Origin of the sequence: Paenibacillus sp. JNUCC-31 (assembly GCF_014844075.1) — a bacterium.
In the GTDB taxonomy this organism is placed as follows: Bacteria; Bacillota; Bacilli; order Paenibacillales; family Paenibacillaceae; genus Paenibacillus.
The window spans coordinates 1740822-1756992 of record NZ_CP062165.1 but is presented as its reverse complement, the minus strand read 5'-3'; the positions used below and the strand labels follow the sequence as shown (position 1 = coordinate 1756992).

Below are 16171 nucleotides of genomic sequence, written 5' to 3'. Positions count from 1 at the left end.
CCATTCGAGAAGCCTGCCCCTTGTTGGGGCAGGTTTTCTTGTCATTACCGGATAATCCCAGCTTGAATGAAGAATACTATGCCAAAACGTTGAAGGGTGAGGCCTTATGCATCTGCAACTGAAACGACGTCTTTATATTGCATGTATTCTTCTGACAGGTATATTTACTTTGCTTATGATTCGTTTGGCTTGGGTTCAGATCGTTCAGGTCAACCGCACAATGCCAGGATTTCAACGTACCATCCGTGAAATGTCCGTATTGCAGCGAGAACGTGGGGTTGTGCTGGATAGTGGGCGTGGACATTTTACCGATTACAAAGGGGAGCCCTTAACGGGCAAGCTGGAATGGGGTTTGGTCCTTTTTCCGCATACCAATTCATCAAGTCAATCAAATCAGTTCGCAGTGACGCAACCCGGAGTTAAAGAAATGGCAGCCCTATTACATACCGATTTGCAATTGTTGCAAAAAGAATGGAGCCAGGGGAATGCACCTCATTTCTGGAAAGCAGGGACACGCCAGCCGATCACGTTGACCGATTCTCAGGTGGCCAGATTGCGTGATTTGCAGGTGTATGGAGCGAGTGTATACCCCATGATGACACGTTATGGGCAGGGCAAGTCAGGCATGCAATGGTTGGGATATCTTGCTGAACAGCCCGGCCCTTTGAATTCGCAGGCTGTTCATAAAGATGAAGTAAAGCAGCCTTTTGCCATAAAATCCGGAGCAGCTGGGCTGGAGAGAACATTAGAACCTTTGTTGAAGGGAATAGGACCTACTCTGGTATCACGTATGGTTACAGGTTCAGGAGAGGTTATTGCGACGATCCAGCCCCGCGTGATTGCACCATCCAATACACACTATCCCTTACGTGCGGAGACGACCATTGATGCGAAGATTCAACAGGGGATTGAGCAAATTGTGAAAAACGCCGGCATGAAGGAAGGATCAATCGTTGTGCTGGATGTGAACCATGCTGATGTGCGCGCTATGGTTTCGCGGCCGTTTTATAATCCACAGCATGTGGAGCCCAACCAAACGGCTTGGACGAATCGAGCCGTAAAGGGGGCAGTACCAGGCTCCATATTCAAAATTGTTACCGCCGCAGCGGCGCTGGAAAATCAAGCGGTATCCAAAGGGGAGACCTTCCATTGCGGTGGCGAGTGGGGGAAATATGGCCTGTCCTGCTGGAAGGAACATGGGCATGGGGAATTAAATCTGGAGCAAGGATTTGCCGAGTCCTGCAATATTGTATTTGCTGAAACGGCCCGCCGGCTCGATATGGAGCAGCTGGAGCGTACGGCGGATGCACTCGGGCTGGGGCGTCCTGTAGGCTGGGAGGGGAAGCAGGTCGCCGGAATGCCAATATTACAGCATTTCGACCATGAGGAGGCAGGACGAGTAAGGCTGCCTTCAGTCTCACCTCAGGATGAGGGTGCAAAGGTACAGACAGCTATTGGTCAGCGGGACGTGTTGGTGACCCCGCTGCAAGCGGCCAACCTGATTGTTACACTCCTCCATGAGGGGGAGGTAAGCGCCCCGCGTCTCGTTCAGCGTATCCGATATGCCGACGGTGATACGATGCTGGAAATGCCGCAGCATGACTCACCCTCGGCAGCAGGACAGATCTCTCCTGCAACAGCACATCAGCTGTTATCCTGGATGAAGAAGGTCGTGAGTGATGGAACAGGAAAATCCCTGCAACATGCACGATGGCAAGTGGCAGGGAAGTCGGGTACCGCACAGGTAAAACAGCGCGGAGAGAAACGTAATCATCAATGGTTCATCGGGTATGGGCCAACTCATCAACCCCAATATGCTGTAGCTGTCCTCGTCCAAAATGTTGCTCCAAACAGCCGTCATCAAGCAACACAAATATTCAGGAAAGTGATGGATTATTTGGCGGAATCCTCATGATTTTCGGCAGGAACAGCTTCCTGCACCGGAGCCTCAGCAGCCCTTCCAGGGGCTGCACTAACCGGTGTGTCCATAACTAACGGGGAGGATTCGAATTCGTCTTTTGGCAAGTGAATCCACTGCTGGAGGTATCCTTGCTGCAGCAGTTCCTTGAGCAGGATCAGCAGCACTGGAGATAACACCACACCGGCCAGACCAAAGACGGAGAGTGAGATTAGCATAAAGGAAAGCATCAAATATGCGGATGATACTCCGATCGAGTTACCCGAGATTTTCGGTTCCAGAAGTTGACGTGTCAGCATGGTTACAGCAAGTACTACAATTAAGCCAATCGCAAGACTGCTATTCCCCACGATGAACAGATAAACAATCCACGGAATGAATATGACAGGAACACCCAGCAAAGGCACAAGGTCAAAAACAGCACAGATCGCTGCGATAGTGAAGGAATTTGAGGTTCCCAGAATCAACAAGCCTGCATAAATCAATACAAATGTAATCAGCATCATGATCATCTGGGCTTTCAAATATGAACGAATCGTCTTGAACACGTGATTACGCATAAATTCAAGAGCCAGCTTCAACGTTTTTGGCGTTTTGGCCCGGGCAAATTTGCGCCAGGACTCAATCTCGATACTCAGAAAGAACGCGAGAATAATGGCAATCCCGAAGTTGGTAATAAATGAAGAAAATGAACTCAGAAAACCGATGACCATTTGCGCACCGCTGGTTACCCATTTGGAGAGAAATCCGGTTAATGTCGCAAAATAGTCACTTACCTTGTCGGTAATTCCGTCAGGTAATGCATCTGACTTATCCTGAATGAAATAAACAAAGTTGGTGAATTCACGCTGGACCATTTCAATATAATAAGGGAAATTATCCTGCAAGTTAGATATCTGGGATACGATGATTAGTCCCAATCCAAAAAAGGCAGCAACGATCGTTGCTAGAAACAACAAAACTGAAATGGCGGCGCCCAAGGTTTTGGGCAATCCTTTACGATGCAGAAATCTTGCCAGAGGTTCGATCATCCAATACACTATAAATGAGAGGAAAACTGGTGCAGCCAATTGATATAATCGACTGAAACCGTACATGATGAAATACACGGTTAACACGAGCAGCGCAATGTCAAAGACGGTGCGCCCGTATTTTCTGTAAAGCGGTAGCATGGGCAGGGCTCCTTTGTACGTCGTTAAGGTGAGCAGTTTGCATAAATCCAAAGAGCATTTTTCAATCAGCAAGACTAAGGCAAAAATTAGGATGCATTTATTGTACACGATAGCTGAGTTTTTGGGAAAAGAGGATTCAAGAAAAGTCTGAATTATGATAAAATTAAAGGCGGTTTATTTTGGTTAGTGCTTTTTTGCACGGTAATTCAGCAAGAGAAGCGGGGAGTTTGTAGCATGACAAATTTACTTCAGAGTATATTACTGTGGTTATTGTATATTTCATCTTTTTACGCCTTTATTCCGAGTTTGGTTAGCAGACTTTTCGGTTTTCGTGTGTTTAGACGCGGGAGAAGTGAGACGGAGTTTTCCTTAACCTTTGATGATGGTCCAGATCCGGAGTATACGCCCAGATTACTTGATCTGCTCCGGCAGCATGAAGCGAAGGCCACGTTTTTTGTCGTCGGGGAGCACGCAGCCCGTCATCCCGAGCTCATTCAGCGCATGCATGAGGAAGGTCATCTCATTGGAATTCATAATTATATTCACAAAACCAATTGGTTAATGCGGCCGCGCACGGTGAAGGATCAGATCCAACGGACGGGTCAGATTATACAGGAGGTTACAGGGGCAAGAACTTGTTATTATCGTCCGCCGTGGGGGATTATGAATCTGTTTGATTTTTTCAGTAAAAAAGATCGTCGGATCGTACTGTGGTCTTCCATGTTTGAGGACTGGAGAAGCAGTGTGGGTGCAGAGAAATTGACTGAACGAATGCTGAAGGAGCTAAGGGGCGGAGAGGTCATGTTACTGCATGATCGAGGGACCACCCTCGGCGCTGATGTACACGCGCCGGAGCAGATGCTCCAGGCGCTGGAAGTCGTATTGAAGGAAGCAGACAGGCAGGGATTACAAAGTGTGCGCGTCGATACGTTGATGGGAGGCGTTACGGTGAGCGAACCTAAGAGTTCAAGTCAGCCACAGACCCATTTATCACTTTGGAAGAGAATGGTAGTTACGTTATGGCTGGGCTGGGAAAAATTATTCCACTGGGTGTACCATTTGCAAACAGCTTCACCAGATGATCCGCTGCTTCACTTCCGCTCGCGTGTGTATCACGGAGCATTGGTTGAAATGAATGATGGTCATGTGATTCAGAACGGAGATCCGGTAATTGAACTTCATTTTGATAATAAAAAATTATTCGATCTGGGAATGACTTCACGATCGAGTATGCATCTCGCTATTCGCATGATTCGGGCCATGGAACAGCAATTGCCTGATTTGGCAAGGAAGGTCGTACTTGATCCTGAACTGAGATCAGCCAAGGCTCTGTATGGTGTCAGCATGATTAACCGGGGACCGGAGAAGTTCGGATTCACGGTGAAGGAACTGGCTCCTGGGCCGTTCAGCTCTGCATCCAAAGTGTACCTGAAACTTCTGTTGAGTGTAATTCATCCAGCGGGGACAAAACGTCTAAAGCAGCGATCAGAACAATTGGTTCCCAAAATGATTGCCATGCCCATGGACGTGTTGCTGGAACGTTATGGACAGCATGCACTGGTAGCAGCGACGGTGGAACAGTCCTCAGAGGAATTGTTGGTTCCTGAACAGGATCTTGTACCTGAACGAAACTGATTGCGAAATGAATAAAGAAAAGGGTTGCCCTCCGCCGAAGTCGGCTGAAGAGCAACCCTTTATTTATGTTTCCGATATAGAAATTCATCGGATATCCTTAAACTTGAATTAGATACTCAGTACGCCGCCGTTGCTTGCATTCGTTACCAGTTTGGAATAACGAGCGAGGTAACCGGTTTTTACTTTTGGTTCAAAGCCTTTCCAATCTGCGCGACGACGTTCGAATTCTTCGTCACTGATGTGCAATTCGATGATGCGGTTGTTCAGGTCAAGTTCAATGATGTCTCCTTCTTCAACAAAAGCGATTGGTCCGCCTTCAGCAGCTTCCGGAGAGATATGTCCGATACTGATTCCGCGAGATGCGCCAGAGAAGCGTCCGTCGGTAATCAGACCTACTTTGGCACCAAGTCCCATACCTACAATCTGTGAAGTAGGAGCGAGCATCTCAGGCATACCTGGTCCGCCTTTTGGTCCTTCATAACGAATTACGACAACGTGACCTTCTTTTACTTTGCCATTCGCAATGCCTTCAAGCGCTTGTTCCTGGGAATCAAAGCAGATAGCAGGACCTTTGTGATATCCGCCAACCGATGCGTCAACAGCACCGACTTTGATGATAGCCCCTTGTGGTGCAAGGTTACCAAACAATACAGCCAAACCGCCTTTTTCGGAATGCGGATTGTCCAGATGGTGGATGACATTCGTATCCTGGATTTCTTGTCCTTCAACGTTCTCACGGATCGTTTTACCAGTTACCGTAATACAGTCACCGTGAATCGCACCTGGTTTCTTGAGCAATTCGTTCAGAACTGCACTTACGCCACCCGCATTGTGCACGTCTTCAATGTGAAGATCAGAAGCAGGTGCAAGTTTTGCCAGGTGAGGAACGCGGTTAGCAACTTCATTGATTCGCTCGATTGGATACTCGATGCCTGCTTCGTGAGCCAGTGCAAGCGTATGAAGTACCGTATTCGTGGAGCCACCCATAGCCATATCCAGTGCAAAAGCGTTGTCGATGGCTTCTACAGTAACGATATCGCGTGGTTTCAAATCCATTTTGATGAGTTCCATCAGTTGTTTAGCGGATTGTTTAACAAACTCACGACGCTCAGGAGCAACAGCAAGGATGGTTCCGTTTCCTGGCATAGCCAGTCCCATTGCTTCAGCCAGACAGTTCATGGAGTTCGCTGTGAACATACCGGAACACGATCCACATGTCGGGCAACCGAATTGTTCAAGCTCAAGAAGGCTCTTGTCATCGATTTTACCTGCTTGATAAGCACCTACGCCTTCAAATACGGAAGTCAGGGACAGGGCTTTACCATTGCTGTCACGACCAGCCTTCATCGGTCCACCGCTGACAAACACGGTAGGGATATTACAGCGAAGCGCACCCATCATCATGCCTGGTGTGATTTTGTCACAGTTCGGGATACATACCATGCCGTCGAACCAGTGTGCGGATACAACCGTTTCCACGGAATCCGCGATAATGTCACGGCTCGGCAGCGAGTAACGCATACCGATGTGTCCCATGGCAATTCCGTCATCTACTCCGATGGTGTTGAATTCGAATGGAACGCCACCGGCTTCACGAATAGCTTCCTTTACAATTTTACCGAATTCCTGCAGATGGACATGGCCCGGCACGATATCAATGTATGAGTTACATACGGCAATAAACGGCTTGCCAAAGTCCTCTTCTTTAACGCCCGCTGCGCGGAGCAAACTGCGGTGCGGTGCACGGTCAAAACCTTTTTTGATCATATCGGAACGCATCTTCTTGGCTGACATGGTGTATTTCCCCCCAAATATATAATATTGAGCAACATGAATGGAAATATAAATGGCAGTGCATCTGTCGTTTATTTTCATCCGTACTCTAAAAAATAGACCGACATTGCCGGCTTCGAGCTTCCCGTAGTTTGTGAAGTTCTTTGGTGCTTTAAACCCGTGAACAACCCGGTTTTTCTATAGAGTCTATCACAACCGTCGTCATATTTCTACAATCAATAGAAAGAAGCTTCATTCCATTAGTGGAATGAAGCCCCGGGTTTAATTCAACACATTGTGCATCAGGACATATTAACTGCTACCGCCTTTACGTCCGATCTCCCGATAGAATTCCTTATTATGAGTTTCGGAAGTGGCTTCTCCGCCCTTGCGTCCAATTTCCTTATAGAAATGGGAATCATGTGCATCTGAAGTAGCTTCTCCACCTTTTTTCCCTATCATCTGGTAGAAGCTTCGATCATGATTTTTGGATGTAGCCTTGCCACCCAATCTGCCTGCTTCCTCGCGACTCATTTTGCGTTCAGACGTTTGTGGACGTGCCATTACAAATCACTCCGTATCATAAGTTGTTTGTTGTAGCGCGTAATGCTACTTACCACGTAATTTCCAGCCTGAAACAAGTCGGTTTCGATGGAGAAAAGAGAGCCTCAGCTTATCTGAACCAGGGCGCTGAACGTTTCAATCCCCCTTGGCGATTGAAGTGAAAGCGGGAAACATCGGGTTCGATAAGAGGCCGAAAGGCATGACGGACCACTGGATGAGCAAGTGTTATAGCAAACATTAACGCAATGCATACAATCACCGGAATGTATAAGCTGGTCTCCATATTATTGTAGACTCCCGACCAGACCGTAAGACGAACAAGAAATCCATGGAGCAGGAAAACGTAAAGGGTGCGTCGTCCCATATCTGTCAGTTTGGATGTCAGAGAAGGAACCCAGGCGAGAAATAATGCACCTGATCCCATTTCCAGTGTGTAGACCCCAAGTCGATAGATTCCGGCATACCACTCATGACGACCAAGCTCTGCGTAAGTCATATTGCCCGTTAACCAGCCAGCGGAAATTCCCAGTCCTCCAAAAGCAATCCAAATGAGTAGTCCAGCAGATAAAGCAGCTGCCATATTGCGGGCCAAGCCTGATTGCAAACGTGAACGAATCACTCCCCCGTAATCATAACCAATCATGAAGAACGGCAGGAAAACAAAGGTCCGGCTGAAACTAAGCCAGAATCCGTCAATTGGCAAGTACCCGGCGATAACTCCAAGCAGGATGGAGGTCATCAACCGATACATCGGTTTCCAGGATAGCGTAAGACGGAGCAGCAGTCTCCAACAGAAGTGACTGGCCAAAAACCACAGCAACAAGTAGGGAGCAAAAAAAGACAAGCGCATATGGGGTGTGTGGAACACCGTATAATCCATTAATGCATATAAGGTTTGAAAAAGAACGTATTGAACTGCAATTTGTTTAAGCACATTGCGTCCGGGTGCACCTTGAACTGAGTGTCTGGCAAAGTAGCCGGTCACCCATACAAACAGCGGCATGTGAAACGTATATATCCACAGGAACAGAGCTTCAGCTCCTGCAAAACGTGTAATAAGCGGTTCCAGTGCATTGCCCACAAGAACACAGACAATAAGCATAAAGCGAAGATTGTAAAAAAAAGAATCCTGATCTTCCCGAATGATTGTCGGCTTGGTCATGGTGTAGCCCCCCTGTTGACCCTTTGGCAAGGGCCGTTTGTATCTGTACTAAGGGTAATATGAATGTGTGTGTTTCATTGTGATATAATTCACATAGGAAAGCGCTATCCTTTCTCAAAGCTGTGACAACAAAATGAACGCCCCGGGATTGACAACGGTTGCATAGAGGATGACAATGGATAAAGAAGATGAGGAATTGTAAATATAAGGAGGGAAGAAGTCATGTCGACGAATACCCGCCAAAGCCCTGAAATTGTTACGTTTGGTGAAAGCATGGGTTTGCTGACAGCCAAGGATACAAGAGGTCTTGAATATGCGGCGACATTAGACAAGTCATTTGGGGGCGCAGAAAGTAATCTGGCGATTGGTGTATCCCGTCTGGGGCATACCAGCGGCTGGTTTGGACGTCTGGGTAATGATCCGATGGGGAACATGATCATGAAGGCGATTCGCGGTGAAGGTGTAGATGTATCACGAGCTAGGATAAGTGAGAAGGAGCCCACGGGTCTGATGATTCGTGAGAACGCTTCCGGGAAAGCCTCGGTACATTATTATAGGAAGCTATCCGCTGCAAGTGCAATCACTCCTGAAGACCTTGATGCGGATTATATTGCGGGTGCGCAAATCCTTCATGTTACAGGCATTACTGCAGCAATCAGCGCATCGGGACTTGCTACGGTTGAAGCTGCTATACATATAGCCAAACAGGCTGGTGTGAAAGTGAGTTTTGATCCCAATCTGCGTCTTAAACTGTGGTCAGTTGAAGAAGCGCGTCCTGTCCTGTTGCGTCTGGCTGAGCAGGCAGACTATTTCTTGCCGGGTCTGGACGAGATGAAACTTCTGTATAATGAAGATAATGTTCAAAAAGTGCTTGAGCGTTTATCCGCCATGAATGCGGTCTGTATCGTGAAGGGCGGCCCTGATTTGACCTACGTATTGGTGAATGGTACCCTAACGGAAGTTCCGTACTTCAAGGCGGATCATGTCCTGGATACGGTAGGGGCAGGAGATGGATTCTGTGCTGGCTTTTTGTCCGGCCTTATCAAAGGTTATTCTCCTCAGGAAGCGACCCGGCTCGGGAATTTGACCGGTTCCATGGTTATACAGGCTGTTGGCGATTGGGAGGCGCTTCCGACATGGGAGCAGGTCGAGGCCAAGCTGAACAATGTAGCACATGTTGAGCGCTAGTCGCTGCTGATATCATATATGTCTCATCTTCGTTCATGAATGTAAGGCTTGTAATACACAACCACATTGACAAGGGAGAGAATGGAATGAAGAAGCTTCAGCTGCTGCAAAAAATAACGGATAATGGGGTCGTTGCGGTTCTGCGTGCAGATTCTGCTGACCAGGTGATCGCCATGGCCGAGCAAGCCATCGCGGGCGGCATCAAGGTTATTGAGATTACCATGACAGTGCCCAGTGCACTCAAAGCCATCGAGAAGCTAAGCCGTGTATACCATTGGAACACACAAGATCCAGAGAAATTTGCCATTATTGGAGCGGGGACCGTGCTTGAACCTCAAACAGCTCGCGCTGCGATCATGTCTGGTGCCGAGTTTGTTGTAGGTCCTTCCTTGAATCCGGACACGGTGAAAATCTGCAACCTGTACCGTATTCCGATATTGCCAGGCGTGATGACCATTGCGGATGTGCAACGTGCACTGGAACTTGGCGTGGATATTGTGAAGCTGTTCCCTGGCAATCTCTACGATCCTTCCATTATCAAAACGATGAAGGGACCTATGCCGCAAGCGAATTTTATGCCTACCGGCGGAGTATCCTTGTCTAATCTGGGTGACTGGATCAAGGGAGGCGCGGTTGCCGTAGGTATCGGTTCGGACCTGACAACGGAAGCTGTGAAGACGGGGGACTTGAGCTATGTCCGCCGCAAAGCGGAACAATACATGGATGCTTACCGCAAGGCCAAGGCCGAATAGCCATGAAATTTTGGAGAGGGGGGAGCCTCAGGAATGAAGGCTCCCGTTCTGCAAGCCGCGGCACCTGCGGAAGTGTGGAAGGTGATGAACGTTGAGAAATCGATATAATACAGGGCGCAAGAAGAGGGGCATCGGGAAATTCCTGCTCGTTCTTTTGGCGCTCATTGTCATTGGGTGTGGATTTGTTGCCTGGAAGCTGTTTACCCCTTACGGACCACAGGAGATGGCTCAGACTGCCATGGGAACAGCCAATCAGGTGACTGTGGAAGAGAAAGAAAACTGGATTGATTTTATGCCAGACAAACCTGTGGGACCCAGTGTTATATTCTATCCAGGCGGATTGGTTAAGCCTGAAAGTTATGCACCACTTGCTCATGAGCTGGCAGCAGCCGGGCACCATACCATTATTGCCAAGATGCCAGTAAATCTGGCTGTGCTGAAGCAGAATTTGGCAGATGAGATTTTTAAAGCCTATCCTGATGAGCCGTTTGTTATGGGAGGACATTCACTTGGTGGATCAATGGCTGCACGTTATGCCGCTGCCCACCCGGATGCACTTCAGGGCATCTTTTTCCTTGCATCCTATCCCGATGAAAAAGGCAGTGTGAAGTCATTGGGAATTCCAGCCTTGTCAATTCTGGGTACCAATGATGAAGTTGTGAATGCAACGAAGTACCAGAGTGGCCGTGCATACTTGCCGGAAGATACGGTGTATTACACTATTGAAGGCGGGAATCACTCCCAATTTGGGGATTATGGTCACCAGAGTGGGGATGGCGAAGCTGGAGTCAGTGGGGAGGAGCAGCTCTCCCAGACAGTGAAGACGATTCAAGGCTGGCTGAACACAATCAAGTAAACGCCTGTCAACGTTTTAAGGGCACCTATCAATAACTGACCGGGCAACTGGGGGGATATGAATGACCAAGCTCCACATTCGTGGTAAGCAAGTACCGTGTGCAGGCATTCTATTTGATAAGGATGGCACGCTGCTCGATTTCCTGCAACTGTGGGGCCCGTGGGCAGAGTCTTTGCTGAATCAGTTGGAATCAAAACTGACAGAGCTGGGGGCCTCGTTCACGGTGGAGCGTGAGCAAGTTCTGGGTACGGTACGAGATCGTGGGGGCCATCTTATCGGATATGACCTTCTGGGACCTTTGGCGATTGCCACGGTGGACGAGAGCAACGGACTGCTTGCTGGACAGTTGTACGCAGCGGGTATGCCATGGAATGAAGCAATCACTACGATCCGCCATCTTTCCAGTGTAGCCATGCATGAGGTGAGACAGCGAAAAAGGGCCGAACCGATGCCTGGACTTATAGCCTTTTTGCAGAACTGTCGAGAGGCATGTATTCCGCTGGCAGTGGTTACTTCGGACAGCACAATTGCTGCGGAAGAGCATATGGATTGGATGGGAATCCGATCCTATTTTACATCAATCGTAGGCAGTGATCGGGTAAGCCGGGGGAAACCGGATGGAGAGGCTGCAGTTCTGGCTTGCCGTGAATTACATATTCATCCTAGGGAGGCTGTCGTGATCGGTGACAGTAATGGAGATATGCAGATGGGACGGAACGCGGGGGTGTCTTATAGGATTGGTTTCTGTCCATTAGTCAAGGGAAGTGACTATTTACATGACGCCGATGTTATCATTCAGAATTATCATGAGCTGAAGGTCACCTGAGAACGGTGATCACAGGGCTGATCTCATAAAAGGAGGAGAGAGGATGAACGGAGCGGAACAACTGGCTGCCTGGATTCAGGAAAGTTCCAACATTGTTTTTTTTGGAGGGGCCGGAACTTCAACGGAGAGCGGGATTCCCGACTTCCGCTCTGCCGCTGGCTTGTACCAGACAGAGCAGCATTCACCCTATCCGCCGGAAGAGCTGCTCAGCAGACATTTTTTTGACCAGCATGCTGATATTTTTTATGATTTTTATCGAGGTAAAATGCTTCATCCCGATGCGGTGCCTAACGGCTGCCACCATTTGCTTGCCAGATTGGAGCAGGAAGGAAGACTTCAGGCGGTCATCACCCAAAATATCGACGGGTTGCACCAGAAGGCTGGCAGCAGCAATGTCCTGGAGCTTCATGGTTCCATTCATCGAAACGCTTGTATGGATTGCAAAAGGTTCTATACGCTTAATGATATTATTACGGCAAAAGACAAGGTTCCTCGTTGCACTGCATGTGGTGGTGTGATTAAGCCGGATGTCGTGTTGTATGAAGAGGAGCTCGACCAGACGATATTATATCGTTCGGTGGACGTCCTGTCTGCAGCAGATTTGTTGTTGGTCGGAGGTACCTCACTTACCGTGTATCCTGCTGCACAATTAATTACGTATTTTCAGGGGAAACATACAGTCTTGCTTAATGCTACACCTACAGCTTACGACCGGCAGGCTGATTTGCTGATTACAGATCCGATCGGTGAGGTAATGAATAAGGTGGACCAGCTTCTTGGTTAAATGGAAGTGAACGTTTGTCTGAATGACCGCTTTCTCCGGCATACGGGCCGGGTACAAGAGGCGGAACCTGGGGAAAGAAGGGATTCATGATGGTCTACGTAGCCAGCGAAGCACGCTATGAAACAATGAAATACAACCGTGTTGGACGTTCAGGATTGAAACTGCCAGCAATTTCACTCGGGTTATGGCATAATTTTGGCGGCATTAATAACGCGGAGAACGGCCGAAGCATGATTACCCGTTCGTTTGATCTGGGCATCACGCATTTTGACCTTGCCAACAATTATGGCCCGCCGGCAGGATCGGCAGAGCAGTTATTCGGTCAGGTGCTGGCACAGGATCTGAAGCCATACCGGGATGAACTCATCATCTCCACCAAAGCCGGTTATTATATGTGGCCCGGACCTTATGGGGAGTGGGGTTCCCGCAAAAATCTCGTTTCCAGTCTAAACCAGAGTTTAAAACGCATGGGCCTTGATTATGTGGATATCTTTTACTCCCATCGTTATGATCCCGAAACACCTCTGGAAGAAACGATGATGGCATTGGATCATATTGTTCGTTCCGGTAAAGCCCTATATGTGGGGATTTCCAACTATCCTGCAGAACAAACGAAGCAGGCAGCGGAAATTCTCAAGGGACTGGGGACACCTTTGCTGATTCATCAACCCAAATATTCGATGCTGGATCGCTGGATTGAAGATGGGTTACAGGACGTGCTCGATGAGTATGGAACAGGCAGCATCGCCTTCTGTCCATTGGCCCAGGGTATTCTGACCAACAAATACCTGAACGGGATTCCAGAAGATTCACGTGCCAAGGGGCCTTCCGTCTTTCTGAATGAGAACAACATCTCGCCAGAGACACTGCGAAAAGTTCGTGCACTCAACCAGATTGCAGCGGCACGCGGCCAGAGTCTGGCCCAGTTTGCTCTCGCTTGGGTACTGCGTAATGGACGCGTAACTTCTGCACTGATCGGTGCAAGTCGTCCTGCTCAGATCGAAGAGAATGTGGCTGCTCTCAGCCAGTTGGAATTCTCCACAGAGGAACTGGAACGCATCGAATCGATTCTGAGTCCGGAACCTGTGGATAAATAATGGTCCCCATTTTCATCATCTACTAAAGAACTCAAATAAATAAAGTTTAAAAGGTGCATCTTAGCCATATTGGCGGGATGCACCTTTTTATCGTTTCTTATCTATATGTAAGAAAGTGAGTTTCCTTTTTCGGTATGAGGGATCATCGATTGTTTGGGGGGACTTTGCGTGCCCCTTGCGTTTGCGGCCTGGCAAGAATGTTCTCCCGGTACAGACTGGGAGCTTCACCGTGAAATCGTTTGAACTGTTTCGAGAAATAGAGTGCATCCGGCAGTCCGACAGAAGCGGATACCTGTTCAATGGACAGATCGGGACGTTCCCGCAGCAACTGGCGTGATTTGTCAATCCGCAGTTTAAGCAGGTAGGTGACGGGGGAAAGGCCTGTTTCCTGTTTGAAAATGCGGGACAAATACGCACGGTTATAGCCAAGACTCGCTGACATTTGCTCGATCGAGACAGGGTAGGCATATTGGGTAGACATGTATTGGATCATCTGTTTCACAGTTCGTCGTATTGAAGATTCACCCGGTATTAAGGTTTGGCCCTGAGAAAGGTGATTTTGTGCTTCAGCTAGAATCATATATAACGTACCCAGTGATGTAAAATGAGAACTTTCTTTTCGCTCGGCAAAAGCTGCCTGCATCACGGATAACCAATCCGAAATTCCGCAGGATGGTCCGGCATGAAATACGGATTTCTCTGGCCGGAATCCCGCTTCTTCCGTATGCTGCGCAGCTTGGCTTCCGGTAAAGGCCATCCAGCGGTATTGCCAGGGATGACGGGCATGGGATTGGTAGCTTACAAGCTGGCCCGGTTGAATGAGGAAACAGTCTCCTGCGGATAGTTCGTAGGAATGCAGTTCCGTGCGGAACGTACCGGCTCCTTTTTCTACATAGTGCAAAAGATAATAATCGTATAGCTTCGGTCCGAGGGCGTGACCGGGAAGTGTCTGGCTTGCGCCTGCAAAGAGGACATGCAATGCCCCTTTTTCATAATAAACCGGATTGGAGGCAACCGAGTAACTGAGTGCTCCACTTTTGCCCGAGGTTTCCGGATTGTTTTTTATTGGGTGATCTGCTGTACCTTCCATACGTTGTTCAGTCATGATGATATTCCTTTCATTCCTTGATGGTCCATTCATTATACGCCTTAAGGTCACATTTATCCATATGGAACACACATGGCTTCATTTCAAGGGTGACCGCTTTCTTGTATAATAACATTAAGAAAACCAACAACCATGAGATGGGGTGCAGCAGCAATGAACATAAATGAATTGAAACAAAAGTTTATTGACAAGTACGGAGAGAGTGGAGCGAACATCCGTGTATTCCATGCCCCTGGGCGGGTGAATCTGATCGGTGAGCATATCGACTATAACGGTGGATACGTGCTTCCGGCAGCGCTTGAATTCGGTACCACTTTGATTATCCGTGAGCGTGAGGACAACAAGTTGCAGTTGGCTTCCACCAATATGTCCTATGAAGGGACGCTGGACACTTCTTCCATTGGCAGTGAGAAAACAGGGGAATGGACGGATTATCCGGTCGGCGTCATGGTAGAACTGCAAGGCAAAGGTGTTAAGGTATCCAAAGGTTATGACTTCCTCTACCACGGAGAAATTCCGAACGGCGCAGGACTTTCCTCTTCTGCATCGCTGGAGGTTCTTACCGGGTATGCGATCCAGTCGCTCGAAGGTGTTAAGGATATTGATACGGTGCAACTGGCACTGCTGTCCCAGAAGGCGGAAAACGAATTCGTTGGCGTCAACTGCGGAATCATGGATCAGTTTGCTGTAGCCAATGGCGCAGAGGATCATGCAATCCTGCTAATGTGCGACACCCTTGAGTATGAAAAAGTTCCATTCCGTACCGGCGCCTACAAGCTGGTCATTGGCAACACGAACAAACGCCGCGGTTTGGTGGACTCGGCATACAACGAGCGTCGCTCCCAATGTGAGCAGGCACTTTCGATCTTGAAAGAACAACTGCCTGCACTGAATTATCTGGCGCAATTGACACCAGAACAATTCGTCACACTGCAGGATCACATCAAGGATGAGAAGGTAAGACAGCGTGCCCAGCACGTGGTGGAAGAGAATGCACGTGTACTTGCATCGGTGGATGCACTGCGTGATAACGATCTGGAAACCTTCGGCAAGCTGATGAATGCTTCTCATGAATCCCTTCGTTATCTCTATGAAGTGAGCTGCGAAGAGCTGGACGTGATGGTGGAGGAAGCACAGCGAATTCCGGGAACACTTGGTGCACGCATGACCGGAGCGGGATTTGGCGGTTGTACCGTATCACTTGTGCATGAAGATGATGTAGAGCGTTTTGTCAGCGAAGTGGGCGCAGCGTATGAAGTGCGTACCAGTCTCAAGGGCGATTTTTATGTGTGTGGAGTAGGCGACGGTGTTAAAGAATTGAAGGAGGCGAAGTAAG

The 16171-nt window shown here is 48.5% G+C and carries 13 protein-coding genes and 1 pseudogene; 9 read left to right on the top strand and 5 right to left on the bottom strand.

Annotated elements, in window-relative coordinates; genetic code table 11:
* Window positions 1–106 precede the first annotated feature (106 nt).
* Window positions 107–1915, top strand: a complete 1809-nt coding sequence (locus JNUCC31_RS07425) for a peptidoglycan D,D-transpeptidase FtsI family protein (RefSeq protein WP_192270139.1) — start codon at window positions 107–109, stop codon at window positions 1913–1915.
* Here the strand turns inward: JNUCC31_RS07425 and JNUCC31_RS07420 are convergent.
* Window positions 1894–3090 (bottom strand): AI-2E family transporter, encoded by a 1197-nt coding sequence (locus tag JNUCC31_RS07420; protein WP_192270137.1) that lies wholly within the window; start codon window positions 3088–3090, stop codon window positions 1894–1896. The two genes, JNUCC31_RS07425 and JNUCC31_RS07420, sit on opposite strands and share 22 nt — an antisense overlap.
* A 333-nt stretch (window positions 3091–3423) precedes the next feature.
* Here JNUCC31_RS07420 and JNUCC31_RS07415 point away from each other — a divergent pair, with 333 nt between their 5' ends.
* Window positions 3424–4725: a polysaccharide deacetylase family protein gene (locus tag JNUCC31_RS07415; RefSeq protein ID WP_323374366.1), complete on the top strand. Its 1302-nt coding sequence runs from the start codon at window positions 3424–3426 to the stop codon at window positions 4723–4725.
* A gap of 108 nt (window positions 4726–4833) precedes the next feature.
* Here JNUCC31_RS07415 and ilvD read toward each other — a convergent pair whose 3' ends face one another.
* The 3 genes and pseudogenes from ilvD to JNUCC31_RS07400 all read right to left on the bottom strand — a co-directional run bounded on the left by ilvD (window position 4834) and on the right by JNUCC31_RS07400 (window position 8224).
* Window positions 4834–6519: a dihydroxy-acid dehydratase gene (ilvD, locus tag JNUCC31_RS07410; RefSeq protein WP_192270133.1), complete on the bottom strand. Its 1686-nt coding sequence runs from the start codon at window positions 6517–6519 to the stop codon at window positions 4834–4836.
* Window positions 6520–6813: 294 nt separating this feature from the next.
* Window positions 6814–7062: pseudogene (locus JNUCC31_RS07405) on the bottom strand (KGG domain-containing protein); the annotation flags it as partial.
* Between the two features lie 109 nt (window positions 7063–7171).
* Window positions 7172–8224 carry an acyltransferase family protein gene (locus JNUCC31_RS07400; protein ID WP_192270129.1) on the bottom strand — a complete coding sequence of 351 codons (1053 nt, stop codon included), beginning with the start codon at window positions 8222–8224 and terminating at the stop codon, window positions 7172–7174.
* Between the two features lie 222 nt (window positions 8225–8446).
* On the opposite strand from JNUCC31_RS07400, the gene JNUCC31_RS07395 reads away from it, so the two are divergent.
* From JNUCC31_RS07395 to mgrA, 6 genes are all read left to right on the top strand, one after another.
* Window positions 8447–9412 carry a sugar kinase gene (locus JNUCC31_RS07395; protein ID WP_192270127.1) on the top strand — a complete coding sequence of 322 codons (966 nt, stop codon included), beginning with the start codon at window positions 8447–8449 and terminating at the stop codon, window positions 9410–9412.
* 86 nt (window positions 9413–9498) lie between these two features.
* Complete coding sequence (locus JNUCC31_RS07390) at window positions 9499–10164, top strand: bifunctional 2-keto-4-hydroxyglutarate aldolase/2-keto-3-deoxy-6-phosphogluconate aldolase (RefSeq protein WP_192270125.1); 666 nt, start codon at window positions 9499–9501, stop codon at window positions 10162–10164.
* Window positions 10165–10255: 91 nt separating this feature from the next.
* Entirely contained in the window at window positions 10256–11020 is a 765-nt protein-coding gene (locus tag JNUCC31_RS07385; RefSeq protein ID WP_192270123.1) for an alpha/beta fold hydrolase, read from the top strand.
* A gap of 61 nt (window positions 11021–11081) precedes the next feature.
* The gene (locus JNUCC31_RS07380; protein ID WP_192270121.1) at window positions 11082–11846 is read left to right on the top strand and encodes an HAD family hydrolase; all 765 of its coding nucleotides are present in this window, start codon (window positions 11082–11084) and stop codon (window positions 11844–11846) included.
* 43 nt (window positions 11847–11889) lie between these two features.
* On the top strand, window positions 11890–12630 hold the full coding sequence (locus JNUCC31_RS07375) for an NAD-dependent protein deacylase (protein ID WP_192270119.1): 741 nt from the start codon (window positions 11890–11892) through the stop codon (window positions 12628–12630).
* Between the two features lie 89 nt (window positions 12631–12719).
* Window positions 12720–13727, top strand: a complete 1008-nt coding sequence (gene mgrA / locus JNUCC31_RS07370) for an L-glyceraldehyde 3-phosphate reductase (protein WP_192272845.1) — start codon at window positions 12720–12722, stop codon at window positions 13725–13727.
* 142 nt (window positions 13728–13869) lie between these two features.
* On the opposite strand, the gene JNUCC31_RS07365 is transcribed toward mgrA, so the two are convergent.
* Window positions 13870–14832 (bottom strand): AraC family transcriptional regulator, encoded by a 963-nt coding sequence (locus JNUCC31_RS07365; protein ID WP_416234377.1) that lies wholly within the window; start codon window positions 14830–14832, stop codon window positions 13870–13872.
* A gap of 156 nt (window positions 14833–14988) precedes the next feature.
* On the opposite strand from JNUCC31_RS07365, the gene JNUCC31_RS07360 reads away from it, so the two are divergent.
* Entirely contained in the window at window positions 14989–16170 is a 1182-nt protein-coding gene (locus JNUCC31_RS07360; protein WP_192270099.1) for a galactokinase, read from the top strand.
* The last annotated feature ends 1 nt before the right edge of the window (window position 16171 follow it).

Excerpts from the sequence above, each read along its gene's own strand:
- JNUCC31_RS07425 (WP_192270139.1), top strand. The coding sequence starts at position 107 with ATGCATCTGCAACTGAAACGACGTCTTTATATTGCATGTATTCTTCTG.
- JNUCC31_RS07360 (WP_192270099.1), top strand. The coding sequence starts at position 14,989 with ATGAACATAAATGAATTGAAACAAAAGTTTATTGACAAGTACGGAGAG.
- JNUCC31_RS07375 (WP_192270119.1), top strand. The coding sequence starts at position 11,890 with ATGAACGGAGCGGAACAACTGGCTGCCTGGATTCAGGAAAGTTCCAAC.
- JNUCC31_RS07380 (WP_192270121.1), top strand. The coding sequence starts at position 11,082 with ATGACCAAGCTCCACATTCGTGGTAAGCAAGTACCGTGTGCAGGCATT.
- JNUCC31_RS07365 (WP_416234377.1), bottom strand. The coding sequence starts at position 14,832 with ATGACTGAACAACGTATGGAAGGTACAGCAGATCACCCAATAAAAAAC.
- ilvD (WP_192270133.1), bottom strand. The coding sequence starts at position 6,519 with ATGTCAGCCAAGAAGATGCGTTCCGATATGATCAAAAAAGGTTTTGAC.
- mgrA (WP_192272845.1), top strand. The coding sequence starts at position 12,720 with ATGGTCTACGTAGCCAGCGAAGCACGCTATGAAACAATGAAATACAAC.
- JNUCC31_RS07395 (WP_192270127.1), top strand. The coding sequence starts at position 8,447 with ATGTCGACGAATACCCGCCAAAGCCCTGAAATTGTTACGTTTGGTGAA.
- JNUCC31_RS07420 (WP_192270137.1), bottom strand. The coding sequence starts at position 3,090 with ATGCTACCGCTTTACAGAAAATACGGGCGCACCGTCTTTGACATTGCG.
- JNUCC31_RS07390 (WP_192270125.1), top strand. The coding sequence starts at position 9,499 with ATGAAGAAGCTTCAGCTGCTGCAAAAAATAACGGATAATGGGGTCGTT.
- JNUCC31_RS07400 (WP_192270129.1), bottom strand. The coding sequence starts at position 8,224 with ATGACCAAGCCGACAATCATTCGGGAAGATCAGGATTCTTTTTTTTAC.